Origin of the sequence: Idiomarina abyssalis, from assembly GCF_900116625.1 — a bacterium.
Classification (GTDB): domain Bacteria; phylum Pseudomonadota; class Gammaproteobacteria; order Enterobacterales; family Alteromonadaceae; genus Idiomarina; species Idiomarina abyssalis.
On the sequence record NZ_FPBE01000001.1, the window covers coordinates 545,000 to 571,356 of the forward strand.

Annotated in this window: 25 protein-coding genes; 9 read left to right on the top strand and 16 right to left on the bottom strand. The window is 45.7% G+C overall.

Annotation, left to right across the window (positions count from 1 at the left end; translation table 11 throughout):
* Positions 1-3: 3 nt before the first annotated feature.
* From BM359_RS02645 to BM359_RS02665, 5 genes are all read left to right on the top strand, one after another.
* Entirely contained in the window at positions 4-762 is a 759-nt protein-coding gene (locus BM359_RS02645) for a methyltransferase domain-containing protein (RefSeq protein WP_234972453.1), read from the top strand.
* 18 nt (positions 763-780) lie between these two features.
* Positions 781-1,455 carry a dethiobiotin synthase gene (gene bioD / locus BM359_RS02650; RefSeq protein ID WP_054487689.1) on the top strand — a complete coding sequence of 225 codons (675 nt, stop codon included), beginning with the start codon at positions 781-783 and terminating at the stop codon, positions 1,453-1,455.
* 59 nt (positions 1,456-1,514) lie between these two features.
* Positions 1,515-2,378 carry a protease HtpX gene (gene htpX, locus BM359_RS02655; protein ID WP_054487691.1) on the top strand — a complete coding sequence of 288 codons (864 nt, stop codon included), beginning with the start codon at positions 1,515-1,517 and terminating at the stop codon, positions 2,376-2,378.
* A 72-nt stretch (positions 2,379-2,450) separates the two neighbouring features.
* Entirely contained in the window at positions 2,451-3,809 is a 1,359-nt protein-coding gene (locus tag BM359_RS02660; protein WP_054487693.1) for a class II 3-deoxy-7-phosphoheptulonate synthase, read from the top strand.
* A 40-nt stretch (positions 3,810-3,849) separates the two neighbouring features.
* Positions 3,850-4,647 (top strand): DUF1338 domain-containing protein, encoded by a 798-nt coding sequence (locus BM359_RS02665; RefSeq protein ID WP_054487695.1) that lies wholly within the window; start codon positions 3,850-3,852, stop codon positions 4,645-4,647.
* A 30-nt stretch (positions 4,648-4,677) separates the two neighbouring features.
* Here BM359_RS02665 and ppsR read toward each other — a convergent pair whose 3' ends face one another.
* Positions 4,678-5,487 (bottom strand): posphoenolpyruvate synthetase regulatory kinase/phosphorylase PpsR, encoded by an 810-nt coding sequence (gene ppsR, locus BM359_RS02670; protein WP_054487697.1) that lies wholly within the window; start codon positions 5,485-5,487, stop codon positions 4,678-4,680.
* A 108-nt stretch (positions 5,488-5,595) separates the two neighbouring features.
* Here ppsR and ppsA point away from each other — a divergent pair, with 108 nt between their 5' ends.
* Positions 5,596-7,962, top strand: a complete 2,367-nt coding sequence (gene ppsA / locus BM359_RS02675; protein ID WP_054487699.1) for a phosphoenolpyruvate synthase — start codon at positions 5,596-5,598, stop codon at positions 7,960-7,962.
* A gap of 2 nt (positions 7,963-7,964) precedes the next feature.
* Positions 7,965-10,994 carry a D-2-hydroxyglutarate dehydrogenase YdiJ gene (ydiJ, locus tag BM359_RS02680; RefSeq protein WP_054487701.1) on the top strand — a complete coding sequence of 1,010 codons (3,030 nt, stop codon included), beginning with the start codon at positions 7,965-7,967 and terminating at the stop codon, positions 10,992-10,994.
* 25 nt (positions 10,995-11,019) lie between these two features.
* Here the strand turns inward: ydiJ and BM359_RS02685 are convergent, their stop codons facing one another.
* The 6 genes from BM359_RS02685 to BM359_RS02710 all read right to left on the bottom strand — a co-directional run bounded on the left by BM359_RS02685 (position 11,020) and on the right by BM359_RS02710 (position 17,128).
* The gene (locus BM359_RS02685; RefSeq protein WP_054487703.1) at positions 11,020-12,057 is read right to left on the bottom strand and encodes a Glu/Leu/Phe/Val dehydrogenase dimerization domain-containing protein; all 1,038 of its coding nucleotides are present in this window, start codon (positions 12,055-12,057) and stop codon (positions 11,020-11,022) included.
* Between the two features lie 132 nt (positions 12,058-12,189).
* Positions 12,190-13,332, bottom strand: a complete 1,143-nt coding sequence (locus BM359_RS02690; RefSeq protein ID WP_054487705.1) for a cupin domain-containing protein — start codon at positions 13,330-13,332, stop codon at positions 12,190-12,192.
* Entirely contained in the window at positions 13,329-14,699 is a 1,371-nt protein-coding gene (purB, locus tag BM359_RS02695; RefSeq protein ID WP_143441134.1) for an adenylosuccinate lyase, read from the bottom strand. Before purB ends, BM359_RS02690 begins: the two co-directional genes overlap by 4 nt.
* Before the next feature lie 41 nt (positions 14,700-14,740).
* A complete protein-coding gene (hflD, locus tag BM359_RS02700) occupies positions 14,741-15,361 on the bottom strand; it encodes a high frequency lysogenization protein HflD (RefSeq protein ID WP_054487710.1) in 621 nt (206 codons plus the stop codon).
* Positions 15,358-16,473 carry a tRNA 2-thiouridine(34) synthase MnmA gene (gene mnmA, locus BM359_RS02705; RefSeq protein ID WP_054487712.1) on the bottom strand — a complete coding sequence of 372 codons (1,116 nt, stop codon included), beginning with the start codon at positions 16,471-16,473 and terminating at the stop codon, positions 15,358-15,360. The genes hflD and mnmA overlap by 4 nt, the downstream gene beginning before the upstream one ends.
* 79 nt (positions 16,474-16,552) lie before the next feature.
* Positions 16,553-17,128, bottom strand: coding sequence for a pseudouridine synthase (locus BM359_RS02710; protein ID WP_054487714.1), 576 nt, complete (start codon positions 17,126-17,128; stop codon positions 16,553-16,555).
* A gap of 106 nt (positions 17,129-17,234) precedes the next feature.
* Between BM359_RS02710 and BM359_RS02715 the strand changes: the two genes are divergently transcribed.
* A complete protein-coding gene (locus tag BM359_RS02715) occupies positions 17,235-17,990 on the top strand; it encodes a hypothetical protein (protein ID WP_054488529.1) in 756 nt (251 codons plus the stop codon).
* Positions 17,991-17,997: 7 nt separating this feature from the next.
* Complete coding sequence (locus BM359_RS02720) at positions 17,998-18,837, top strand: glucosaminidase domain-containing protein (protein ID WP_054487716.1); 840 nt, start codon at positions 17,998-18,000, stop codon at positions 18,835-18,837.
* Between the two features lie 54 nt (positions 18,838-18,891).
* Here the strand turns inward: BM359_RS02720 and ttcA are convergent, their stop codons facing one another.
* From ttcA to ccoO, 9 genes are all read right to left on the bottom strand, one after another.
* Positions 18,892-19,791, bottom strand: coding sequence for a tRNA 2-thiocytidine(32) synthetase TtcA (gene ttcA / locus BM359_RS02725; protein ID WP_054487718.1), 900 nt, complete (start codon positions 19,789-19,791; stop codon positions 18,892-18,894).
* A 63-nt stretch (positions 19,792-19,854) separates the two neighbouring features.
* A complete protein-coding gene (gene uspE, locus BM359_RS02730; protein WP_054487720.1) occupies positions 19,855-20,781 on the bottom strand; it encodes a universal stress protein UspE in 927 nt (308 codons plus the stop codon).
* A 65-nt stretch (positions 20,782-20,846) separates the two neighbouring features.
* Complete coding sequence (locus tag BM359_RS02735) at positions 20,847-21,518, bottom strand: sulfite exporter TauE/SafE family protein (RefSeq protein WP_074930757.1); 672 nt, start codon at positions 21,516-21,518, stop codon at positions 20,847-20,849.
* Positions 21,490-21,669, bottom strand: coding sequence for a cbb3-type cytochrome oxidase assembly protein CcoS (ccoS, locus tag BM359_RS02740; protein ID WP_054487724.1), 180 nt, complete (start codon positions 21,667-21,669; stop codon positions 21,490-21,492). Before ccoS ends, BM359_RS02735 begins: the two co-directional genes overlap by 29 nt.
* Positions 21,666-24,044: a heavy metal translocating P-type ATPase gene (locus BM359_RS02745; protein ID WP_054487726.1), complete on the bottom strand. Its 2,379-nt coding sequence runs from the start codon at positions 24,042-24,044 to the stop codon at positions 21,666-21,668. The genes ccoS and BM359_RS02745 overlap by 4 nt, the downstream gene beginning before the upstream one ends.
* Positions 24,045-24,048: 4 nt before the next feature.
* A complete protein-coding gene (locus BM359_RS02750) occupies positions 24,049-24,546 on the bottom strand; it encodes a FixH family protein (protein WP_054487728.1) in 498 nt (165 codons plus the stop codon).
* 51 nt (positions 24,547-24,597) lie between these two features.
* The gene (ccoP, locus tag BM359_RS02755) at positions 24,598-25,551 is read right to left on the bottom strand and encodes a cytochrome-c oxidase, cbb3-type subunit III (RefSeq protein WP_054487729.1); all 954 of its coding nucleotides are present in this window, start codon (positions 25,549-25,551) and stop codon (positions 24,598-24,600) included.
* The gene (locus BM359_RS02760; protein WP_054487731.1) at positions 25,544-25,726 is read right to left on the bottom strand and encodes a cbb3-type cytochrome oxidase subunit 3; all 183 of its coding nucleotides are present in this window, start codon (positions 25,724-25,726) and stop codon (positions 25,544-25,546) included. Before BM359_RS02760 ends, ccoP begins: the two co-directional genes overlap by 8 nt.
* Positions 25,726-26,346 (bottom strand): cytochrome-c oxidase, cbb3-type subunit II, encoded by a 621-nt coding sequence (gene ccoO / locus BM359_RS02765; protein WP_054487732.1) that lies wholly within the window; start codon positions 26,344-26,346, stop codon positions 25,726-25,728. Before ccoO ends, BM359_RS02760 begins: the two co-directional genes overlap by 1 nt.
* Positions 26,347-26,357: the final 11 nt, after the last annotated feature.

Genomic DNA, 26,357 nt, shown 5'->3' on the forward strand with positions numbered 1-26,357 from the left:
CCCATGAATTTTCAGCAAGCTGTTGCGCGTCAGTTCAACAAAGCCGCTAGGCACTATCATCAGCATGCCGATATCCAGCGGCTGACTGCGGACAGTCTGTTGAAACTCGGGCCGAATAGTGCTGAGATTTTGCTGGATGTCGGATGCGGGCCTGCGTCAACCACCGCTCATCTATTACCCCGAACCGAATGCTATATGGGTGTTGATATTGCCCCGGCGATGCTGGCGACGGCAGCAAACAACTACCCAAATCAGGTTTGGCTGAATGGTGAATGGGAAGCTCTGCCGGTCAGTGCTCATTCCGTTGACTGGCTTTTTGCTAATTTATCAGTGCAATGGGTACATCATTTAGAGAAAGCCATGGGCGAGGCTTACCGAGTTCTAAAGCCTGGCGGTGTTGCAACGATTAATACCGTTGTGGAAGGGACTTTCAGTTCATTTATTAAGAGTTGGAATGCAGTTGATGACAGGCAACACACTCAGACATTTCATTCTCCGGAGAAGGTAGAGCGTGAAGTGCGTTTGTTTAACTGGGAGTCTGCCGACTTTAAACTGGAAAAACACATTCAATACTTTGCTAGTTCACGTGAGCTTATGGGAAGTATTAAAGGCGTTGGTGCCAATTATGTCAGACGCACGAATACCTCCGGTTTGATGACCAAGGGGCGTTTACAACAGCTTGAAGATGCATTTGAAAGCTATAGAACAACAGAGGGACTGCCACTTGAATGGTCGGTTCTTAATATCAGGTTAGTTAAGTAACATTGAGTTTAGGTTAATATGAACACTTACTTTATTACAGGAACGGACACCGACACAGGAAAAACCGTTGCTGCATGTGCTTTTGTTCAAAGCTTAGTTAAGCGAGAAAAAAATGTCGCCGTCATGAAGCCGGTAGCTTCCGGTTGTTACTGGCAAAACGGTCAGTTAGTGAATGAGGATGCTTTGAATTTAATGCAACACAGTAATACAGCCTTCGATTATGACCGGGTTAATCCTTATACTTTTGAGGCTGCTATTGCGCCACATATCGCAGCTACTGATAACGGTGTTGTAATAGAAAAAGAAAAATTAATGACTGCCGTTGAGTGGTTTCGTCAGCAACCGATTGACAGTCTGGTGATAGAAGGCGCAGGGGGGTGGCAATTACCTCTGGCCCCGGGACTACGTATGCCCGAGGTTGTAAAAGATATCAATGCCCGAGTCATTTTGGTGGTTGGATTAAAACTGGGCTGCCTGAATCATGCTTTGCTTAGCCTTCAGTCAATACGACAGGAAGGCTGTGACGTTGTTGGATGGATAGCTGTACAAACGGGCCCGGAACCAATGCCAAGACAAGAGGAAAATCTAGCCTCGCTACGCGAACTGCTCTGCACTCAGGAGCTTGCTTATATACCTTATGTACCGGATTGGCCGGAAAAGGATTTGACCATTTATTTTCGCAAACACGATTGAAATTTGGCGAAATAACCCCACATAACTTAGCAGATTAAGTTCCCTCTGGAGTACGGACAATGAAAAGAATTTTGCTGTTTTTAGCCACTAACCTGGCCATTTTGCTGGTAGTTAGTGTGGTCTTTAACATTGTGATTGCAGCAACCGGAATTGACGCTCAGGGGTCAGTCGGACTATTAGTTTTTTGTGCGTTGTTTGGCTTTGGTGGTGCTTTCGTATCGCTTTGGATATCACGCTGGATGGCTTTGCGTTCAACCGGTGCCCGGGTTATCGAGCAACCACAGAATCAGTCTGAAGAATGGCTGCTTCGCACAGTACAGCAGCAGGCACAAAAAGCCGGACTTCCTATGCCTCAAGTCGCGGTTTATCAGTCTCCGGAACCTAATGCTTTTGCTACCGGCCGCAGTAAGAATGCTTCTTTAGTTGCAGTCAGCACGGGCTTATTACAGAACATGAACGCAGATGAAGTGGAAGCAGTTCTGGCACACGAAGTGAGTCACATTGCTAACGGCGATATGGTAACGCTGACGTTAATTCAGGGCGTAATCAACACCTTCGTAATGTTTTTTGCACGGATCATTGCCAGCGCGTTGATGCGTGGTGGAAATAATCAACGAGGCGGTGGCTTTGCTTATTATGGCGTTGTTATGCTTCTTGAAGTTGTATTCGGGGTATTAGCCAGCACTATTGTTATGTGGTTCTCTCGTCAGCGTGAGTTCAGGGCCGATGCGGGCTCCGCAGACTTAGTAGGTAAACAAAAGATGATTGCCGCTTTACGCCGCTTACAACAAGGCAAAGAGTCACAGCTTGACGGCACCATGCTGGCGTTCGGTATTAATGGTAAACGCTCGACAATATCCAAGTTGTTTATGAGTCACCCGCCTTTGGATGAGCGCATTCATGCTCTTGAGCAACGGCGTTAGTCGTTGCTTTTCAAGGGATACAGCGGTACATTCTTAGTTCTTACTCACCGATAAAACGGATAAATTTTTGTTATGGCCCAGTGGAGTGCGCGCAGTTGGCGCGATAAGCCAATTGAACAACAGCCGAAATACTCAGATCCGTCGCAATTACACGCTGTAGAACAGCAGCTTAGTCAGTTTCCGCCTCTTGTATTCGCTGAAGAAATACGGGCGCTAAGAAACCAGCTTAAGAATGTCTGTGAAGGAGAAGGTTTCCTGTTACAGGGTGGTGACTGCGCAGAATCTTTTAGCGATTTTAACGCCCCTAAAATTCGTGACACTTTCAAAGTGATTCTGCAAATGGCCATCGTCATGACGTTTGCAGGCTCCTGTCCGGTGACAAAAGTGGCTCGTATGGCAGGACAGTACGCCAAACCGCGCTCAAGTGACTTTGAAACTGTCGGTGACTTAAGTTTGCCCAGCTATCGTGGCGATATCATTAACGGACCAGAGTTTGTCGACGCAGCTCGTCAACCCGACCCTGAACGTATGCTTAAGGCATATCACCACTCTGCAGCAACTTTAAACTTACTTCGTGCATTTGCACAGGGTGGTTTGGCCAACTTACATAAAGTGCACAAATGGAACTTAAGTTTTCTTGCGTCAAACCCGTTAAAAGAACGCTACCAACAAATTGCCGAAGAAATACAGTCTGCTTTGCGTTTTATGGAAGTGTTGGGAATAAACGCAGATAACAACGCAACCATTCATGAGACATCACTGTTCACCTCTCATGAAGCTTTGTTATTGCCTTACGAGCAAGCTTTGACGCGCACAGACACCTTAACAGGGCTTCCGTATGACTGTTCTGCGCACATGGTCTGGATTGGTGAGCGCACCCGCAAGCTGGATCAAGCCCATGTTGAGTTTATGCGCGGTATTCATAACCCGATTGGTGTGAAAGTAGGCCCAACCATGCCAGCCGACGAACTTATTGCACTACTCGACATACTGAACCCTGATAACGAGCCTGGTCGTTTAACGCTTATTACCCGTATGGGGGCTGACAATCTGGCCAATAAGCTGCCGGAACTGGTACGTCGGGTTAAGCAGGAAGGCCGAAACGTAGTGTGGTCCAGTGACCCAATGCACGGCAATACCATTAAAGCGGATAACGGTCTGAAAACTCGCAATTTTGACGCCATACATAAAGAATTAAGACATTTCTTTGCTATTCACCAGGCGGAAGGCACTTACCCTGGTGGTATTCACTTAGAAATGACAGGTGAGGATGTTACCGAATGTACCGGTGGCGCTTACCGTATCAGTGAAGCGGATTTATCCAGCCGTTATCGCACACAATGCGATCCGCGACTGAACGCTGATCAAGTGTTAGAATTGGCGTTCTTAGTCGCCGAGTCATTAAAAGCAGCCCGCAACGGCGAGGGCTGATAGTCTCCTTTAACCGATTATTTAAGAGGTATATTGTTGTATGTCGCAACAGGTAGAAGTGTTATTTGAAAACTTGTGGCAAGATTATTTATCACGGACACCTTCAGCAAAGAAGGTTCATCAAATTTTAGGAGAAGGGCATCCTATAGTGAATGACCACGTTGCCTTTCGTACCTTCGATATCAGTCCGGTAGGCTTAGAAGTATTGGCTCAGCACTTTTTAGACTTGGGCTATAAAGAAGGTGGTGATTACCACTTTGAAGCGAAGAAGCTTCGTGCAAAACATTTTGAGCATGAAGACCCTGAACTACCAAAAGTGTTTATCAGCGAGTTGATGACTGCTGAGTTCTCAGAAGAGCTGCAAAAGAAAGTGAAAGACATGGTGGCTCAAGTATCAGTTGAAGACACGAAAAAGTCAGACTTCTTGTACTCAGGGACGCACTGGAAAGTCAGCCATGCTGATTATCAGGCTTTGTTAGAAGAAAGTGAGTACGCAGCCTGGATGGCAGCGTTTGGTTATTGCGCCAACCACTTCACGGTCAGTGTGAATCAACTGCCCGGATATGAGTCTCTTGAACAAGTGAACCAGAAGTTGAAAGACAATGGCTTCAAACTGAATGACTCTGGTGGCGAAATTAAAGGTTCTCCGGAAGTTTACCTGGAACAGTCATCAACCATGGCCGATCGCCATCCGGTTGAGTTTTCTGACAAGACTGCCGAGATCCCCAGTTGCTTCTATGAGTTTGCTAAGCGCTACGAAATTGAAAACGGCAAGCTTTATACCGGCTTTGTCGCCGCGTCAGCAGACAAAATTTTTGAAAGCACCAACGCTAACTAGTTTCATTGTCCCAAAAAGAATAGGGCGGCATTAATAGCGATGCCGCTCTAAGTTAGTTTTCGCCAGAATTTTTGCCGCAATTTCTTCCACGGAATAGTGCGTTGAATTAATAAAGGGTATGGCCTCGCGGCTATAAAGCCTTTCTACTTCTGCAAGTTCAAATCGGCATTGAGCCATTGAGGCGTACTGACTGCCTTCTCGTCGTTGACTTCTTATTTCATGTAGCCGCTGTGAAGAGAGAGTTAAACCAAATAGCTTATGACGATGCAGCTTCAGTTCTTTAGGTAATTGTAACCGTTCAAAATCATCATCATCGGTCAATGGATAGTTCGCAACCTTAATACCATACTGCATGGCAAGGTATAAACTGGTTGGTGTTTTCCCTGTACGGGACACCCCAATTAAAATCAAATCGGCTTTATCCAGTTGATTCAGACGCTTCCCGTCATCGTTATCCAGAGCATAATTAATCGCATCTATTCGGAAGTTGTAGTTTTTATGTACGCCATGAGTACGATGCGTTTTAGGCTGAGCTTCAACTCCCAGCTCTTTTTCTACTGGCGCGATGAAATGATCCAGAAAGTCATAACATATGCCGCCACAGTCGGTGATTTTGGCTTTCAGCTTCTCATTTACGAAAGTATGGAAGATTAAAGGAGGCTCGCCACTGTCTAAAACGGCCTTTTTTATTGTTTTACACACTTCATCGGCTTTTTTCTGATTATCGATAAAAGGCAATGTTTTGTGTTCAAAAGTGACCGGGAACATCGATAAAAGCGCGTGACCAAAGGCCTCGGCGGTCAGTGCCGTACCGTCAGAAATGTAAAACGCATAGCGCACAGGCGGATCTCTTTTTAAGCGATTGAAGGTTCGATATTAACTTGTTGGGCCGCAGCGTGTAAAATAGTAGTCACTTCCATGCCGAAAAAATCAATTAAGGATTGTGACGTGCAAGAATACGTAGTTTGGTACCAACATCTGGGAATGCAGGACGTAAACCGAGTCGGTGGTAAAAATGCCTCACTGGGTGAAATGATCAGTAACTTAGCCGGAGCAGGGGTTGAAGTTCCCGGTGGTTTTGCGACAACGGCAGACGCCTATAACCAGTTTCTGGAGCAAAGCGGCTTAAACGATCGTATTCACGATTTGCTCGACACACTTGATGTTGACGATGTTCAGGCCTTAGCAAAGGCTGGTAAGGAAATTCGTCAGTGGATCATCGATACGCCGTTCCAACCGGAATTTGAAGCTGCCATAAAGGACGCTTTTTCCGAACTTAGCGAAAATAACGATGAATTCAGTTTTGCGGTACGCAGCTCCGCAACGGCTGAAGACATGCCGGATGCCTCGTTTGCCGGCCAGCAGGAAACCTTCCTGAACGTACGTGGTCTGGGTAGCGTTATGGAAGCTATTAAGCACGTATTCGCCTCTTTGTTTAACGACCGAGCTATTTCATACCGTGTTCATCAGGGCTACGACCACCGCGGTGTTGCCTTGTCAGCAGGTATACAGCGTATGGTCCGCAGTGACATTGCCTCTTCCGGGGTTATGTTCAGCATTGACACTGAATCAGGTTTTGACGATGTCGTTTTCATTACCTCATCTTTCGGCCTTGGTGAGATGGTCGTGCAAGGTGCGGTTAATCCGGACGAATTCTACGTGCATAAGCCAACGTTAAAAGCAGGGCGTCCTTCAGTACTGCGTAGAACGCTCGGCAGCAAAAAAATCCAGATGATTTTCTCTGACGACAGAGAGCATGGAAAGCAGACAATAATTGAAGACATCGAAAAGTCGAAAAGTCTGACCTTCTCGATAACCGATGAAGAAGTTGAAGATTTGGCTAAACAGGCTCTGATTATTGAGGAGCACTACGGTCGTCCAATGGACATCGAGTGGGCAAAAGACGGCATCGACGGCAAACTGTATATTGTTCAGGCACGCCCGGAAACGGTTCAGTCAAACCAAAAAGGGCAAGCTATTGAACGCTTTGCACTAAAAGCCAAAAGTGACGTTGTTTGTACTGGGCGTGCTATTGGCCAGCGTATTGGCCGTGGTGTTGCTCGTGTTCTGAATGACATCAGTGAAATGGATAAAGTCCAGCCGGGCGACGTATTGGTAACCGATATGACCGACCCTGACTGGGAACCGATTATGAAGCGCGCTGCTGCCATTGTGACTAACCGTGGTGGCCGTACTTGTCACGCGGCTATTATAGCCCGTGAACTTGGCATTCCGGCGGTTGTTGGTTGTGGTGATGCGACTGACCATATCAGTAATGGACAAGCGGTTACGGTTTCTTGTGCTGAAGGCGACACGGGTTATATCTACCAGGGCGAACTGGACTTTGATATCACTGAGTCACAAATTGATGCTATGCCGGATCTACCCTTAAAAATTATGATGAATGTGGGTAACCCGGACAGAGCGTTCGATTTTGCCAGCTTGCCCCATGCCGGTATTGGCCTGGCTCGCCTGGAGTTTATTATTAACCGAATGATAGGCGTTCACCCTAAAGCCTTGCTAAATTACGAGCAGCAAAGTGATGAGCTGAAGAAAACGATTGATAGTATGATGGCCGGCTACAGCAGCCCTCGCGAATACTACGTAGCACGTTTAGCTGAAGGCATTTCTACCTTAGGTGCCGCATTCTCACCCGAACGCGTCATTGTGCGTATGTCTGACTTTAAGTCGAACGAATACGCCAACCTTATCGGCGGAAAGCAGTATGAACCTGGCGAAGAAAACCCAATGCTGGGTTTCCGTGGTGCATCTCGTTATATCTCTGAAGAATTCCGCGACTGCTTTGCACTGGAGTGTGAAGCAATTAAACGCGTTCGTAACGATATGGGTCTGACCAATATCGAAATCATGATCCCATTTGTCAGAACTCTTGAAGAAGGTCGCAAGGTTATTGAACTTCTGGCCGAACAGGGACTGGTTCAGGGCGAAAATGGTTTACGCGTAATTATGATGTGTGAGCTGCCTTCTAACGCTCTGTTGGCAGACGAATTCCTCGACATCTTCGACGGTTTCTCTATTGGTTCTAACGACTTAACCCAGTTAACTTTAGGTTTGGATCGTGATTCCGGCGTTATCGCACATTTATTTGATGAGCGTAACGAAGCGGTGAAAAAGCTGCTGGCAATGGCCATTCAAACGGCCAAGAAGCGCGGTAAATACGTCGGTATTTGTGGTCAGGGGCCGTCGGATCATCCTGATTTTGCCGCCTGGTTGGTAGAACAGGGGATCGATTCGGTATCACTGAACCCGGATACCGTTATTGAGACATGGATGTACTTGGCGGACCACCTGTAAAAATGACAGTATTACCCAAGGTTGCTGCTGAAAACGCTTTACCAGAGAACTACCGGCACTTTATAGAGCAGTTAAAAGAGTCGGGGTTCGCTGGTGAAATTGATGTCAGTTACTCTGGCCGTTTAATTGCGGCTACGGATAACAGCGTTTATCAAAGTCTGCCTCAGGCAGTGTTGTACCCACTGCATCATGGCGACCTTGTTTTATTAATGAAGCTTGCTGGTGAGGAGAGTAACAGCAGTGTGCAGTTCTCTCCCCGAGGCGGCGGAACCGGCACTAATGGACAGTCGTTAACCTCAGGTGTTGTGGTTGATCTAAGCCGACACATGAATAAAGTGCTTGAAGTTAACCCTAAGGAAGGTTGGGTTAAAGTTCAGGCTGGGGTGGTTAAAGATAAGCTCAATGATATTTTAAGGCCTCACGGCTACTTCTTTTCACCTGACCTTTCTACCAGCAATCGCGCGACTCTGGGTGGCATGATTAATACCGACGCCTCAGGTCAGGGCTCGTTAGTTTACGGTAAAACCAGTGATCATATTCTTGGCCTGAAAACCGTATTACTTGATGGGCATGTACTAGACAGCGGTCCGGTTTCGCTAGAGCAAGCGGAAAGTATCGCTCGCCAGGACAACCGAATAGCTCGCATTTACCGCCAGGTGATAGACACCTGTGTTGGTGAAGAAACTCATATTCGTGAAAAGTTTCCGCCATTAAACCGGTTCCTGACCGGGTACGATTTAAAGCATGCCTATGACCCTGAAAAGCAAAAAATAGACGTTTCTCGAGTCATCGCCGGCTCGGAAGGGACCTTAGGCTTTGTCAGCGAAGCGAAGCTGAATATCACTCCCATTCCTAAGCACAGAGTGCTGGTTAATGTTAAATATTCAAACTTTCAGTCTGCACTAGAGAATTCTCCTTTCTTAGTGGAAGCTAAAGCAACTTCAGTAGAAACTGTTGACAGTACGGTGCTTGATCTTGCTCGTGAGGATATCATTTGGAAGTCGGTTGAACCTTTACTTTCTGATGTTGAAGGTCAGCGGATGGACGGTATCAACATGGTTGAGTTTACCGGGCTTGATCAAGAGGAAATAGACGAGAAGGTCGGTTCGTTAACCAAACGTCTGGATAAACTGATTAAAAGCAAAGACAACAAAGGTGTTATTGGTTATCAAATTTGTGATGACCTGCCGAGTATACAGCTGATTTATGCTATGCGCAAAAAGTCGGTGGGTTTATTAGGTGCGACAAAAGGCCGACGTAAACCCGTTGCTTTTGCCGAAGACACGGCGGTTCCTCCTGAAAAACTGGCTGACTTTATTAATGAGTTTAGGGCGCTATTAGATGCTAAAGGCCTGCACTACGGAATGTTTGGGCATGCGGACGCCGGGGTTTTACACGTACGGCCAGCCCTGGACATGTGTGAGCCGGACGATGAAGTCCTGCTTAGAGAAATTAGTGACCAGGTGGCAGAATTAACCCAGAAGTATGGCGGACTCATGTGGGGCGAGCACGGAAAAGGTTATCGCTCCGAATACGCCCCCGCTTTTTTTGGAGAGCACCTTTATAAAGAATTGCAGAAAATTAAGGCGAGTTTTGACCCGTTTAACCAATTGAACCCGGGGAAAATTTGCACGCCTCTGAATACTGATGTGCAATTAGTTTCTGTTGACGCAGTAAAACGAGGCTTTTTTGACAGGCAGATTCCAATAGCAACCAGAAACAGCTACAAAAATGCAATGGACTGTAACGGTAATGGCTTGTGTTTCAATTATGACCCCAAGTCCGCTATGTGCCCCTCGTATAAAGTCACACGGGACCGTCGTTATTCTCCTAAAGGTCGGGCAGGGCTTCTGCGCGAATGGTTACGGTTGACCCATAACGCGGGTTATGACGCCACTCAAAGGCCTCAGCCGGTAAGCTTTGCTAAACGCCAGCTAAACCGACTTACAGGGCGAAGCGATTTTAGTCATGAAGTAAAACAGTCGATGGATAAATGTCTGGCGTGCAAAGCCTGTACGAATCAGTGTCCGGTTAATGTCGATGTCCCAACATTTCGTGCGCGTTTTTACGATCATTATTACAGTAAATACGCTCGTCCATTAAAGGACTACTTAGTAAAGGGCATAGAAAAAACGGCGCCTCTTGCAAGTCAGTTCCCTGTTTTGAGTAATTTGCTGATTAATAACCCTATAAGCCGGGTTATTCTTAAATACGGTGTGGGTTATGTCGATACCCCTTTATTTTCAACGCCCAATTTGAGAACTGCATGGAAGCGTCACGGCCTCGTTGAGCTAACAACAGAACAAGTTCTGAGTTTAACTGAAAGAGAACGCGAACAGGCGGTTGTTATTGCGCAGGATCCTTTTACCACATTCTATGAGGCTGACTTTGTATTAAAGCTGGGGCTACTCATTAAGAAGCTCGGTTTTACTCCGGTTTTACTGCCTTTTATAGGGCATGGTAAAGCACAGCATGTCAAAGGTTTCCTTGGTGATTTCGACAAAACGGCGACTAAAGTTACTGAGCAATTGAAACCGCTTTCCGATGCAGGAATTCCACTGATTGGGCCAGACAGCTCTACGGCCTTGATATTCAGAGATGAATACCGAAAATCAAACGGAGGTCAGTTGCCAGAGGTTGAGGTAATGACCGTAGTTGAATGGTTAAGCACGCTAAACTTTGAGAAAGCCGGGCCAGCCAGCACCAGCAATTATGGACTGCTATTGCACTGTACAGAGCAAAGCTTTGTTCCAGAGTCGGCGCATCAATGGCAAGAATTGTTCAGTAAATTAGGGTTAACACTGGATATCGTTAACGTTGGTTGTTGTGGTATGGCAGGAACTTTTGGTCACGAAAAACAGAACCAGAGTGACAGCCTCGGCCTGTATGAAATGGGGTGGCAGCAGGCAGTTCAGCAATACGGCAGCAGCGGTGTGCTGGTAACCGGGTTCTCATGCCGGTCTCAGATAAAACGGATAGAAAAAAAGCGGGTGAAACACCCGCTTGAAATCATTTTACAAAGCCTGAGTTAAATCAGGCTTTTATTTGCAGCAACGTTTACTGCTTACCTTTGGCTATAATTTCACGTGCCATTTGGTCAGCAACTGCACCGGTAGGGCGGTCTTCGTCGTTTGCACGAGCAAAAAGCTGATCCAGAGTGTCGTAAATACCACGAACACGTTTATCAGTTTCCTCTAAGCTCATATTAGCGGCTTCTGAACACACATGAATGACACCACCGGCATTAATCACGTAATCAGGTGCGTAAAGAATACCCATATCTTTTACTGCTTGATCGTGTTTAGGGTTCGCTAACTGGTTATTAGCGCTTCCGGCAATGATTTTAACTTTCAGTTGCTTTAGAGTTTCGTCATTGATGGTTGCACCCAGCGCACATGGCGCATAGACGTCAGCATCAACACTGTAGATTTCATCCAAACCAACAGCTTTCGCGCCGAGTTCTTTAACGGCACGCTCTATAGCTTCTTCGTTAATGTCTGTAACGATAAGCTCAGCACCGTCTTCTGCGCAGTACTTAGCAAAGTCATAACCAACAGAACCAAGGCCCTGAACCGCTATTTTTACACCTTTAAGATCTTCACTGCCTAACTTGTGTTTTGCCGCAGCTTTAAGACCCAGATAAGTGCCCAGTGCTGTATGAGGTGAAGGATCACCAGCTTTATCAGCGGTTCCGGCAACATGACTGGTTTCTTTCGCAACCATGTCGATGTCTTCGGTACGAATGTTCACATCTTCTGCAGTAATATAACGGCCGCTCAATGACTCGATAAAACGACCGTATGCGCGGAACAGTTCTTCGCTTTTAATTTTCTTGGCGTCACCAATAATAACCGCTTTACCGCCACCTAATGGTAAGCCGGCCATAGCACTTTTATAAGTCATACCGCGCGACAAGCGCAGCACATCGGTTAAAGCTTCGGCCGATGAAGCGTAGTTCCACAAACGGGTACCACCAAGGCTTGGACCTAAAGTTGTGTCATGAATTGCAATAATGGCTTTTAGGCCTGATTCCTGATCATGACAAAAGACAACTTGCTCGTGATGATCGAATTCGGGATGCTCGTATAGAGACATGAATTTCAATTCCTCATTGCTTCAAAAATTGCGCGAACATTACCATTTAGATAGGGCTCGCGCTACTTAATTAAGTGAATAAATTCAGCAATTCAAACGGGTGTTTATCAACTCTTGTTTACACAGAATCGCTCAGGATTCTTCAATGTATAAATAGATAATTCCCTGATTTATCGTTTCAGCAACTAGCTCAGCCTGTGCCGTTGAATTTACTCGTTTCGAAAGCTCCGATGCGGGTTTTGAGCCTTGCAGTTGGCCCAGCCATTCTGCTGTGGGTAAGGCTTCCGGAGATACCGCAAAAGCTTCCCCATTGCCATAAAACTCGGTCTGACTCAGTTTTAAGAAACGGGCACCGGACGCTTTCTCAATGAAGGCATTAGGTTGCGCCAATAAGTCTGGCACTTGCGCTGCTGTTGTTGGCAATTCTGGCTCGGGAAGAGGGCGTTTTGACTGCGATACAATTCTCGCCAGTAACCTGTCTGTTTCGTCACTCTCAAGGGCTTCTTTCAAAAAGCCTTTTAAGGCGGCTAATTGCTTTTCTTCAATTTCCCAGGAAATATCGTCGCTGCCAATTTCTGGATCCTGGTATCGTTCCTGAAGGGACTCCTGTTGCATGGCAATATCGCCCAGCTGCAATAATAACTCTGCTTTTGACGGCGCCCGGAACCCAACCGAGTAGTTGAGCGAAGGCTCTAAGGCAACACCATCATGCGGACAGCCTGCGGGAATATATAAAACATCACCGGCTTTCAGGTGCTCATCAATAACGGCTTTAAACTCACCTTCTACCTGGCAAAGGTCGGCTGCTGGCTGACACTCCCGCATTGATTGTCGCTCACCAACGCGCCAGTGTCGAGAACCGGCTCCCTGTATGATAAAAACGTCATACTGATCCAGGTGCGGACCAACACCACCGTTTTCGCATGAGAAACTGACCATGACATCGTCTATGCGCCAATCCGGAAGAAAACGGAAAGGCGTTATCAATTCGCCAACGTCTGGCAGCCACTCATTTACTGATTGAACCAATAAGGTCCAGTGGCTCTCACCAAACTGCTCGTATTCTTCAAACGGGCCATGAGTAACCAACCAGCCAGATTCTGTATCTGCCTGTGACTCAATAACCCGAGAGTCGGCGCCTTCTTCCATGGCCAGTCCAGCTAGAATTTCTGGGCTGACAGGGTCCGTAAAATCAGCAAAGCCTTGTCGAATAAGACAAGGCTTTTTCTGCCAGTAGTTTTTTAAAAAATCGTCTTTATCAAAAGCTAATTTCATACAAGATCATCAACAAACTGAGTTGCGCGGCCAATATAGTTAGCTGGTGTTAAAGCTTTCATTTCATCTTTAGCAGCATCTGGCACGTCTAGAGAGTCAATAAATTTCGCAAGATCATCGCTGGTAATGCGTTTTCCGCGAGTTAAGGTTTTAAGCTTTTCGTACGGCTTTTCAACACCGTATCGGCGCATAACGGTTTGCACCGGTTCCGCCATCAATTCCCAATTTTCATCAAGCTCAGCTGCCAGACGGGCTTCATTAACTTCCAGCTTACTCAAACCTTTTAACGTTGCCTGAAATGCAATAACAGCATGCGCAACACCTACACCTAAATTACGTAAAACGGTAGAATCAGTCAGATCACGTTGCCAGCGGGAAATAGGCAGCTTCTGAGCCAAATGTTGCATAACCGCATTAGCAATACCCAGGTTGCCCTCGGAGTTTTCAAAGTCGATAGGGTTCACTTTATGAGGCATCGTTGAAGAGCCAACTTCACCTTCAACAGTACGCTGTTTAAAGTGGTTCAAAGCAATATAACCCCAGACATCACGATCAAAATCGATGAGTACGGTGTTAAAGCGAGCCAGTGCGTCAAAGTATTCTGCAACATAGTCATGCGGCTCAATTTGAGTCGTGTACGCGTTCCAGCTTAAACCGAGTGACGTAACGAATTGCTCTGAGATTTGATGCCAGTCGACATTAGGGTAGGCCGCAAGGTGCGCGTTATAGTTACCGACAGCACCGTTGATTTTACCCATGACATCTACAGCTTTAAGCTGCGTCAGCTGACGTTGTAGACGCACAGCAACGTTCGCAAACTCTTTGCCCATTGTGGTTGGCGTTGCCGGTTGGCCGTGCGTACGGGCCATCATAGGAACGGCTTTGTGTTCTTTCGCCAGCTCTTTAACCCGATCAACTAATTCCTGCATCATCGGTACTAATACTTCGTCACGAGCTGTGTTCAGCATTAAGCCATGAGAAAGGTTGTTAATGTCCTCTGAAGTACAGGCAAAGTGGATGAATTCGGATACTTTATTCAGTTCTTCGTTATTAGCGACTTGTTCTTTCAGGAAGTATTCAACCGCTTTCACGTCGTGATTGGTTGTGCGCTCAATGGTCTTTATGCGTTCAGCGTCTTCTACTGAGAAGTTTTCAACAATGGCGTTCAGTATTTGTGTCGCTTCTTCACTTAATGCCGGCACTTCTTTAATGCCATCGACTTCGGCTAATAACTGCAACCAACGAACCTCAACAGTGACACGAAATTTAATCAGTCCGTACTCGCTGAAAATAGGACGTAACATTTCTGCTTTTGAAGCGTATCGTCCATCGACAGGTGACACTGCGGTTAGTGAAGAAAAGGGCAACATAAACTGGCTCTCCGAGAGTTAATTAAGTCATTAATCTTTTATGCGACATGCAACAATTGCTGCGCTGTATCTAACATTTTCTTTCTTGAAAATACGAAATGACGACGTTTGCCGCCTACTTGCTGCCAAAGCACGGCACTACGAATGCCGGCCAGCAACAAGGTTCTAATATGGTGCTGATTTGAGTCCCGCTTCAAAAACTCCGGGTTTCCATTAATTCGAATAGGCTGTCCCAGAGGACTTATCAACTCGCGGTAAATCCCCGCAAAACTTTGCTGTACGCGATAATCTTCAAATTCAAATTCTTCTTTCTGACGTTTTACCTGAGCGATACGTTCACCCAGTAAATTAAGTACGTCGGGCTGCTTAAGTAAGCGCCGGGACAGGTGGATCAATCCGACTAAATAGCGGGTGACCTCTAGATCTTTATTTTTATTATTTCCGGCCTGACGAATAAATGCCTGAATGCCTGGCTGAATATTCTCCAGACCGCCGTAAATATCTTCGATGTTGTCAGGGTTTTGTTGCAGAAGACTGTGGACCAAAGTGTTGGTAATAGACTCAGGGTAAAGTTCTCCACTGCGAGCCAGCTTCTGCACGGCCATAGCACTTAACGACATACCAGCTAAAGCAATTACTCGCTGCTGCCACTCATTCATAGCTTGACCTCAAAATCGGTAATGCGCTGTTCAATAATGCCGCCACCTAAACAAACGTCGTCGCTGTAGAATACTGCGGATTGTCCTGGCGTTACCGCTGCAACAGGCTCTTTAAACTGAACCTGAAAGTCGCCGTTATCAAGCGGAGTAACCCTGCACGGTATATCCTGCTGGCGATAGCGCGTTTTAACCGTACAATCGAAAGCCTTTAATGGTGTGGTACGACTCACCCAGTGCAGTTGCCCGGCAATAAGCCCCTGAGAATAGAGGCGGGGATGATTTTTTCCCTGCGCAACAATAAGCACATTTCTCTCTACGTCTTTATCGACAACGTACCAGGGCTCGCCGGAGGTGTCGGCCATTCCGCCAATGTGTAAGCCTTTACGCTGACCCAGAGTGTGGTACATCAAACCTTCATGTTCACCTAACTGTTCGCCATCGACAGACTCAATGGGGCCGGGCTTTGCCGGCAGGTACTGCTGGAGAAAGTCTTTAAATTTGCGCTCGCCAATAAAGCAAATACCTGTAGAGTCTTTTTTATCCGCTGTAACAAGGCCTTGCTCTTCTGCAATTCTCCGAACTTCTGATTTCTCCAGCTCGCCAACCGGAAACAAAGTTTGTGCAATATGCTCATGGCTTAGCGTATAAAGGAAGTAGCTTTGGTCTTTATTACTGTCTAAACCGCGCAGCATTTCCCACTTTCCGTCGTTCTGCTGACGACGCACATAATGTCCGGTCGCAATGTAATCGGCATTTAATGCTTCTGCGGCAAATTCCAGAAAGGCCTTAAATTTAATTTCTTTGTTACACATGATATCCGGGTTCGGTGTTCGCCCGGCTTTGTATTCTTCCAAAAAGTACTCGAACACGTTGTCCCAGTACTCTGCGGCAAAATTGATTGTGTGCAGCTCTATGCCGAGTGTTTCGCAAACCTTTTCGGCATCGGCTAAATCTTCGGATGCAGCGCAGTATTCGTCAGTATCATCTTCTTCCCAGTTTTTCATAAACAGGCCTTCGACCTGATAGCCCTGTTGCAGAAGAAGATAGGCTGACACGGAAGAGTCGACTCCTCCTGACATTCCAACAATGACTTTTTTACTGGCATTTGACATAGACTGACCTGGCTGACTGTAACTCCTGAATTGGCTGCGCATTCTATCATTTTAGGCCGCGCTAGGGTAGCTCAGGAAACTACCAAACAGGCGGTTCTTCACGCCATTCGCCCGGCTGCAGCGTTTTTAACTGAAACGGACCAATTGCCGCACGTATAAGGCGCAGAGTAGGGAGTCCAACATGCGCTGTCATACGGCGAATCTGACGGTTTTTACCTTCACGAATTTTAATGCAAAGCCAGGTGTCGGGCACCGTTTTACGCTCTCTGACTGGCGGGTTTCGTGGCCATAGGTTCATTGGCTCGGGCATTACAAAGGCTTCGGCTGGACGCGTCATTCCATCGTTCAATTCAACGCCATTTCGTAACTGCTCCAGTTGTTCTTCACTGGGTTCACCTTCGACTTGAACCCAGTAAGTTTTCCATACTTTATATTTAGGATTTGCCAGGCGCGCCTGATAAACGCCATCGTTGGTTAACAAAAGCAGGCCTTCACTGTCCTTATCCAATCGTCCGGCGGGGTAGACATCATTATGTGGGATGAAAGCCTTTAATGTTTGGTCGCCTTCCTCACCTGTAAATTGCGATAACACACCGTAGGGCTTGTTTAGCAAAACCAACTTAGGATTGGCGGGTCGCTTTTTCTGTGATTTCATGCCTGCCTCAAATTGTTCTGTCGATTTAAATTGGATCGCGTCAATGGATACTCTAGTATATCGGGCGCTAGTTTATCTTACTGTTAAAAAAAGTGTGGGAATTTCTGTGGATGATAACAAAGTAGTCATTGGAGGCTCACTGATTGACGCCCTAAAAGGGAACTATCAGCTTTCAGTGCGGCAAGTATTAGAGCAGTCGTTTAATGTAACCAAGTCAAACTTAGTGTCTTTGATTGGTGGTTTCTTAATTTTGTTAGGCATTAACGTGCTTATGGTCCTGGCTTTAATGAGCGTATTCTCAATTGACGCCATAGAAAGCTCGGCGCAAATTCAATATCTTGCCAGTATTCTTCAGGCTGTTATCAGCGCACCGTTACTTGGCGGGTTGATGCTAATGGGAATTAAACATAGCGTTGGCATTCAAACAAAAACAGCCGATGTTTTTAACGGATTCAATGTACTGCTTCCGCTCATTACCGTTGCCGTTATTAGCAGCTTGCTTAGCATACTGGTCAGTGAATTAATGGTGCTGGTTCACCCTAATTTTGCAATATTAGTATCGCTTTATATTACGGTAATTTTGAGTCTTGCTATGCCGCTAGTCGTTGAACGAGGGGTGGGGCCGTTAAGTGCATTGTACTACTCGATAAAAATAACGCATTTTAAACTTCCCAAATTTATTCTGTTGTTTCTTATTATTCTGGGTTTACTGTTTGTCGCTATAATTCCTTTCGGACTTGGTCTTATTTGGATGCTCCCAATGATCTATAACCTCATTGGAGTGGTCTATCGAGACATTATTGGCGTAACTGTTATTGAGAAATCCAAAAAAGATAATTCGTCTGAAAATATTTCGGCTTGAGGACTACATGCGATTATTAACAATTTTACTGTTCATAGTACTGAGTATAGCTGCATTACTTTTACCCTGGCTTATTAAGGAGCCTGATGTAAAAGTTCCGGATCAATCGGTTACGGCGCATTTACCAGCAATTCCGGAGGTTGAAGTTAAAAGAGATCTCCCGGATTTTATGTCAATGACAGATGTCACCGAAAAGAAGGAAGAGTTCTTTCGTTTTTTGCTGCCTTTAGTTGAAGCTGAAAATATACGTATATTGCATGATAGAGCGTATCTTAAAGCCATTTATGAACGCTATAAAAACGGCGAACTTACCGCTGCAGACAAGAAACAAATGGAAGAGTGGATAAATTACTACCGTCTGGAAGACGATATTGCCATTGATGATAATCTGTTTGGTCTTCTGAAACGACGCATCGATATTATTCCGGAAATGATGGTTTTGGTGCAGGCCGCCAATGAATCTGGTTGGGGAACTTCGCGTTTCTCCAGAAAAGGTTTAAACCTATTTGGGCAATGGTGTTACTCGAAAGGTTGTGGTCTAGTGCCTACCGGAAGAGTTGAAGGTGGTCGCCATGAGGTTGCGCAGTTTGACTCGGTTAATGCCTCGGTAAAGAGCTACATGCGGAATATAAACACCCACGGAGCTTATCTGGATTTACGTTTACTACGTGAACAAAAGCGTTTAAATAATGCAGATATTTTGGCACGAGATCTTATTACTGGGCTTTCGAGCTATTCAGAGCGCGGCGAGGATTATATTGAAGAGCTACGAGCAATGATCCGTATAAACCGACCAATTGTGGAACGCGTTAGCGAAGAGTTGAATCCACCACCACAACCCGAATAACACACTTCGACATAATAAAAAAAAGGCTCCAATCAGGAGCCTTTTTTGTCTTGTTTAAGCCAGCTGTTTAATCGGAATGTCACTCATTAAAGCAGGTTCATTATTGACTGCATCAGAGCTAAAATTTTCGGTATCAAAAGCTTTATCGCCGTTTTCATCGGCAACGCCATTGGCAGTAACCGCTTTAAAGTCAAACAGGGCATTGTCAGCCAGGTGCGAAGGAACAACATTTTGCATTGCGGTACATAAACTCTCAATTCTTCCTGGAAACTGCTTATCCCACTGATTAAGCATTTGCTTTATTTGCTTCCTTTGCAGATTTTCCTGAGAGCCACATAAGTTACACGGAATAATTGGAAACTCCATAGCTTCAGAATACTGCTCTATGTCTTTTTCCCGTGCGTAGGCAAGTGGTCGAATAACAATATGTTCACCGTTATCGCTTGCCAGCTTTGGCGGCATCGATTTTAATTTACCACCATGAAACATATTTAAAAATAAAGTCTCAATCATGTCGTCTCTGTGGTGTCCCAGAGCTATCTTAGTGGCTTTTAACTCCTTTGCCGTACGGTATAAAATTCCACGGCGTAAACGCGAACAAAGAGAGCAGGTTGTCTTTCCTTCAGGGATTTTATCTTTCACGATACTGTAGGTGTCTTCTTCAACAATTTTGTATTCAACACCAAGCTTTTCTAAATACTCAGGAAGTACATGCTCTGGGAAACCCGGTTGTTTTTGATCAAGGTTAACAGCGATCAGGGAGAATCTCACAGGAGCGACTTTTTGAAGGTACTGCAAAGTGTCTAACAGAGTGTAGCTGTCCTTACCACCCGACAGACAGACCATGATGCGATCACCATCCTCTATCATACCAAAATCTTGTATGGCTTTGCCGGCTTCGCGGCGAATACGTTTCTGTAGTTTATTGAAACGGTATTTGTCTTCACTGGCCATAATGGCTCCTGCAACCTGTCATATTTAAGCATTAGGAGCCGGATTATACCTGAGCCATTAAACTCAAGCGAGGGGACTAACAAAGTCTTCTGGTTTAATAGCTAATACGTCGCAATTTAACTGATCCAGCACATGCTCCGCAGTATTGCCCAGTAACGCAGCGCTTAACCCAGTGCGGCCAATAGTCCCTAACACGACTAATTCGGCATCCAGTTGTTTGGCTGCTTCAGGTATCACTTGTTCCGGTAAACCTTGAGAAAGGTACTGATAGTGACTGGAAATGCCATACTCCCGGCCAAGAGCAGCCATTCGGTTTACATGATGCTGCTCGAGAGCATCTGTATACTCGCTGACATCAAACTCCGGAATTTCTACCGCTACATTAACAGGCGCACTAGGGTACGCATTAACCAAATGCACACTGGCATCGAGAACTTTGCTCATTGACTGAGCGTGTTCAATAATTCGTTTATTTAATTGCTGATGATGCTCTTCTTCTGAACCGGTGTGAACAGCCGCAATAATTTGGCCATGACTGGGCCATTCGTGTTCTTTGACTAGCAAAACCGGGCAGGGGGCTTTTCTTAACAAGTGCCAGTCAGTTGGTGTAAAAATGAGGTTTTGGAAACTCGCACTGACCTGAGTACCTTCTATGATGAGATCGTGCTTGTGTTTAATCGCTTCTTTTATAATGGCTTCAAACGGGCGATTGTGCCAAACAACGCTGATATCAATAGCAATTGCGTCTGTATCAAATTCACTCAACAAGTCTGTTAGCCAGGCTTTTCTGTCAGCAATGAGATTAGAACGCATAATATCGCGTTCTTCGCTGGATAACATGGTTGTCATTTCATAAGAGAAGTCGTAAATGGATAAAAACAAAGTCAGTCTGGCATCACTCAATCGAGCCATATGCAGACCTCTTTTCAAGGCTTTATGCTGCTCATCAGCGGCATCTATAACGACCAAAACATGACGGAATGCGTCCATACTCACCTCATAATAAATCCGCGTCTATTAGTTAGATTAGACGAAAGCAGAAAGCTTTGCAGGCTTTATTGGAAAAAAGGTTTGAGGAGGGTCAATAAACTCCATAAGGCATAAATAATCAGTAAAACACCCATGGCTGTGCGAACCCCCTGAGCTCGCAAAAAGTTGTGCAGAAACTGGCTGAAATGACCTGCTGCAACCATAGCTGGCAAGGTTCCTAAGCCAAAAGCCGCCATGGTTAATGCGCCACCGCTGGCTGAACCACTTAACGCGGCCCAGCTAAGAGCACTGTAAACCATACCGCAAGGCAGCCAGCCCCATAGGGTTCCGGCAAAGAAAGTGGCAAAAATACCCGGTTTGTTTCTCAGCTGAGCGGCAAAGGGCTGAACCTTTCGCCATACCGGGCTTGCAGCTTTTTCCAAATAAACCAGGCCAGCAAACCAGCCCGTAAAATAAAGCCCTAATAGAAGCAGAAAAATAACCGCCAGCCAACGCAGGATAACGGTTGTATAACCACCTTCGGGAGCAAAAAAGCCTATGGCACCGCCGACAAGTGCGCCAATTATCATATAAGAGGACACTCGGCCTAAGTTATAGAGCCAGACATGATAGGGCTTAGTATTAATGCCCATGGCGCTTGCTATCCCACCACACATCATCAGGCAGTGGCCAGCGCCCGCAAGGCCCATAAGTAATGCGGTTACAAGATCAGCGCTTTGGCTTATCGGATTCATCATCGGCCTTGTTGTCTTCATCATCCATTAGAATATTGAGACCCTGACGCTCAATATCTTCAAACTGATCGGAACGTACCGCCCAGAAAAAAATAGCCACGGCGATGATCACAAAAATTATCGCAACCGGTATTAACGCGTAAATTACACTCATTTTCGATACAACCTTAAAGAGTTACCAATGACCAACAGAGAGCTGAGCGACATGCCAAGCGCTGCTGCCCATGGTGCAACCATACCAATAGCCGCAACAGGTAATATAGATACATTATAAACTAATGCCCAAGTGAAATTTTGCTGCATCACCTTGCGCGTCTTCAGAGCACTTTCTATAACCACTTTTATTTGGTTCAATGACTCTGACATTAGTACAACGTCGGCTGCGGTTTGCGCCAAGTCAGATGCCTTTGAAAAGGTCATTGAGAGATCAGCTTTTGCAAGAACCGGGCTGTCATTGATGCCGTCACCGACCATCCAGACAGTATGATCTAATTGTTGTTGTTCGGTAACGAATGCCAGTTTTTCCTCTGGCTTTAATCCACTATGGTACTCAGATATGCCCAGTTCCTTCGCCAGTTCATGGACTCTGGGCTCGCTGTCACCACTTAAGATAATAGGCTGGTAGCCATTTTCTTTTAACCATTCTATGGTTTCTGCTGCACCGTCCCTTATCTGATCTTCAACCCGGAACTGTGCCAAAACCTGTTTTTTGCTTGCCACAATCACCTGATATTTATTAAGTGCTTTAAACTCAGGGTGCCATTGCTGAATAAAACGTTCACTGCCGACGCGGTAAACTTCACCGTCAAGCTCACCTTGCAGTCCGGCCCCCATTTCGTTGCTGACATGAGTAAACTTAGCAGGGGTATCTGAAAGTTGACTCAAAGGAACGGAAAGAGGGTGCTCGGAAAACAGTTCCAGTCCACTAACAATATGATCCACTGTTTTGGGGTCGATAGAGTCCTGGCGTTCAACAAGACGAAACTGCCCCTCGGTTAAAGTACCGGTTTTATCAAGACAAACTTTGTCTAACTGCTTTACAGACTCTAATACATCAGCGCCTTTAAGTAATATGCCATCTCGATTGAGCCGATGAATAATACCGGTAAGCGCGGTGGGAGCGGCAAGTGACAAAGCACAAGGGCAGGTTGCAACCAAAACCGCTAAAGTAACCCACAACGCATGCTCAGGCTGAATCCACCACCAACTGAAGAACGTAATAACAGCAATAATTAAAATGCCAGCAATAAAATAGCCGGCAATTTTATCAATAACTTGCTGAGCTCTTGGCTTAACCGCTAATGCAGAGTCCTGCATTGATATAATACCCGCCAGCACAGTCTGCTGAGCAATAGCCGTCACTTTGACGCGTATCGGCGAGTGTTGGTTAATACTGCCGGCAATAATTGCGTCGCCAAGCTTTTTCGAACGTGGCAGGCTTTCACCTGTCAGTAAGCTTTCATCAACCTGTGCCTGCGGATTTAACAACTCCCCGTCGGCGGGAATGGTTTCACCAGCCTTTACACGAATAATGTCACCAACATTTAACTGCTTAATAGCAATAGATTCAACGCCCTCAGCTGTTTCTCTGGACGCCAGCTTAGGTAAAAGAGTCAAACGGTTAGTAGCAAACTTTAACGCACGTTCCTTTGCAAGTAACTCAAGAAAACGCCCGGTTAAGAGAAAGAAGGTGAACATGGAAATGGATTCAAAGTACACCTCTCCAGTATTGGTAATAGTAGCGTACACACTGGCACTGTAAGCTCCCAACAAAGCGATACTTACCGGAATATCCATATTCAAGCGTGAAGCTTGTATCGCTCTAAGAGCGCCGGCATAGAAAGGTTGTGCACTGTACAGAATGACTGGAGTTGCAAATACCAGACTGACTCCCCATAAAAAACGCTGTAAGTCAGGAGATAGGTCACTTACCACACCAAAGTACAGGCCAAAAGCAATCATCATTACTTGCATGGTGGCAATACCTGCCACGCCCAAGCGTCTTATATAACTTTTTCTCTGGCGGGTATATTGCTGTTCAGCTTCATTGGCCTGGAATGGTAAAGCCTTATAGCCAATTCCGGCTAACGCTCTGAGAATATTGCTGAGTTTTAACTCCTCAGGTGACCAGCTAACCTGTAATCGACGACTGGTAACATTAACGATAGCTTTGTGTATGCCTTTCAAACGCATTAATTCGCGCTCAATAAGCCAGCCGCACGCACCACAAGTGATATTCTCTATTGTCAGAGTGGCAACCTCAGTGCCATCGCCTTCGTGTCTTACGAACTCTTTTTGTAAGTCAGGGTGGTCATACAAATTCAAATCATTTAACTCATCGGGAAGTACAGGAGTCTCCTGAAGTTGAGAGACATCCCTGTGTTCATAATAAGCATGTAAGCGATGTTCAATAATGGTTTCTGCCACGGCCTGGCAACCGGCACAGCAGACGGTTTTTTCTGACCCTTTGTATTCAACAGAAAGGTTAACTCCCCGGGGAACAGGTTGCAGGCAGTGGAAGCATTCCATGTGTTTAAACTCCGTATAATAATGGACGAAGCTTTGTTAATTCACTTTTAGGGAGTTGATATTTTTCGCTCACTTTCCATACCTTGTTATAGGGTTCAACAGTAACGGTCCACTTGCCGCTAATGTTGTCTGGAATATCAGCCCGGTAGGTGCCGTCTGCGGCGACACTTAGCAAACGACTAAAGTCCTTTTCAGGCTGAGTGGCATGCACAAAATAAACCCGTAAAGCTGACAGCTCTTCCGGTTCACCTGAAGCATATTTTAGAGTTAACTTGCCCTGATTTGCAGTAAATTCGAAGGAAATATTACGACGCTGAGCTTCTTCAACGTTTTCAATAACAGCGTTAATTGTCTTGCCGCGTTTATAGTAATCGTCGACCACCATCGAAAAGTTGCCCTGAGAGATGGACAAATAAATGATAACACCGCAAACGATCATTACAGTAACGGGAAGGGAAATAAGAAACCATGGCCAAAACTGCTTATACCAAGGTTGAATCATAATAGGACCTCTTACAAAAAACCCCGCCGTAGCGGGGCTATATACTGCGTTTTATTCGTCGTTTGACAAGCTGTAGACATAAGCTGAGATAACATGAATTTTATCTTCACCTAAAATGTTTTTCCAGGCAGGCATAACGCCGCTACGCCCATACCTAATAGTTTCTTCAATTTTATTAATTGAACCACCATAGAGCCAAACATTATCAGTCAAGTTAGGAGCACCCAGCTGCTGGTTACCTTTTCCATCCTGTCCGTGACAAGCGCTGCAGACTGCAAAGTTTGCCTTGCCGGCTTCAACCAAGTCAGGATCTCTGTCGCGGCCACTAAGACTTGCGACGTAGTTTGCCAGTTCATTAATTTCTTTATCACTGAACTGCTCACCAAAAGGTGCCATGTTACCGCGGCGACCTTCTAATAAGGATGTCTTAATATCGCTTGGCTCACCACCGTACAACCAGTCATCATCAGTCAAGTTAGGGAAGCCCTGGCCACCCATAGCGTTTGAGCCGTGACACTGAGCACAGTTTTGCAAGAATAATCGTTGACCAACATCTAAAGCATCTTCATTTTTCGCCAGTTCTTTAACAGACTGCTCTGCAAATGCTTCAAAAATAGGGCCGTATTTTTCTTCAGCGGCACGAATTGAACGATCGTACTCAACTATCATTCCTTTTTCGTGAGCTTCTTCCATTGCCTGACGAGACTCTTCTAATGAGCGAACGTCTTGGTTTGAGCTTTTCCAGTCAAGTAAACCATTAAAGTTACCTAAGCCAGGGTAAAGGGCTAAGTACAAAAAGCCCCAGGCAAAACAGGCCCAGAATAAATAGGTCCACCACTTTGGAAGAGGGTTATTTAACTCAACAATCCCATCGAATTCGTGGTCCATTTCCTGACCTTCTTCGATGTGAGTATAATTTTTCATGTTCCAGCGCAATAGCCAAATTAGTACCACCAAGGTGGCCAGCGTTAGAACAATTATCCATGCACTCCAGAAGCTACTCATCTTTCTTCGACTCCGGTTTGTCGCTTTTATCTACTGATGACTCGTCCTCAAATATGGAATTAGCCGCTTCATCAAATTGTTTTTTTGTGCGACGACTGAAAGCCCAAAACACAATAGCAATGAAAATTGCCAGTATGATCAGGCTAAATACGCCGCGCCAGGTTCCGTAATCCATTACTTATCAGCCTGCTGTAACGCAGTGCCAAGAGACTGCAAGTATGCGATAAGAGCGTCCATTTCGGTTTCACCCTGAACAGCTTCTTTAGCACCGGCAATGTCCTCATCTTCATAAGGAACACCAAGTGAACGCATAACTTCCATTTTCTTAGCGGTGTCTTCACCCGTCAGCTTGTTTTCTGCAAGCCACGGGAACGCTGGCATATTTGATTCAGGAACCACATTTCGTGGGTTCATTAAGTGAACGTGATGCCACTCATCGCTGTAACGTCCACCAACCCGAGCCAAATCAGGACCCGTCCGTTTAGAACCCCAAAGGTGAGGGAATTCCCATACGTGTTCTCCGGCTAAAGAGTAATGTCCGTAACGCTCTGTTTCAGCACGGAAAGGTCGAATCATCTGACTGTGACAGTTATTACACCCTTCGCGGATATAGATATCACGGCCTTCAAGTTCTAATGCTGTGTATGGCTGTAGCCCTTTAATCGGTTCATTGGTCTGCTTCTGAAAAAGTAGGGGAGTGATTTCCACCAAACCGCCAATAGAAACAGCAAGAATCATTAAAATAGACAGCCAACCTAAGTTTTTCTCAACAAATTCGTGTTTAAAGCGACTCATTATTCTCTCCC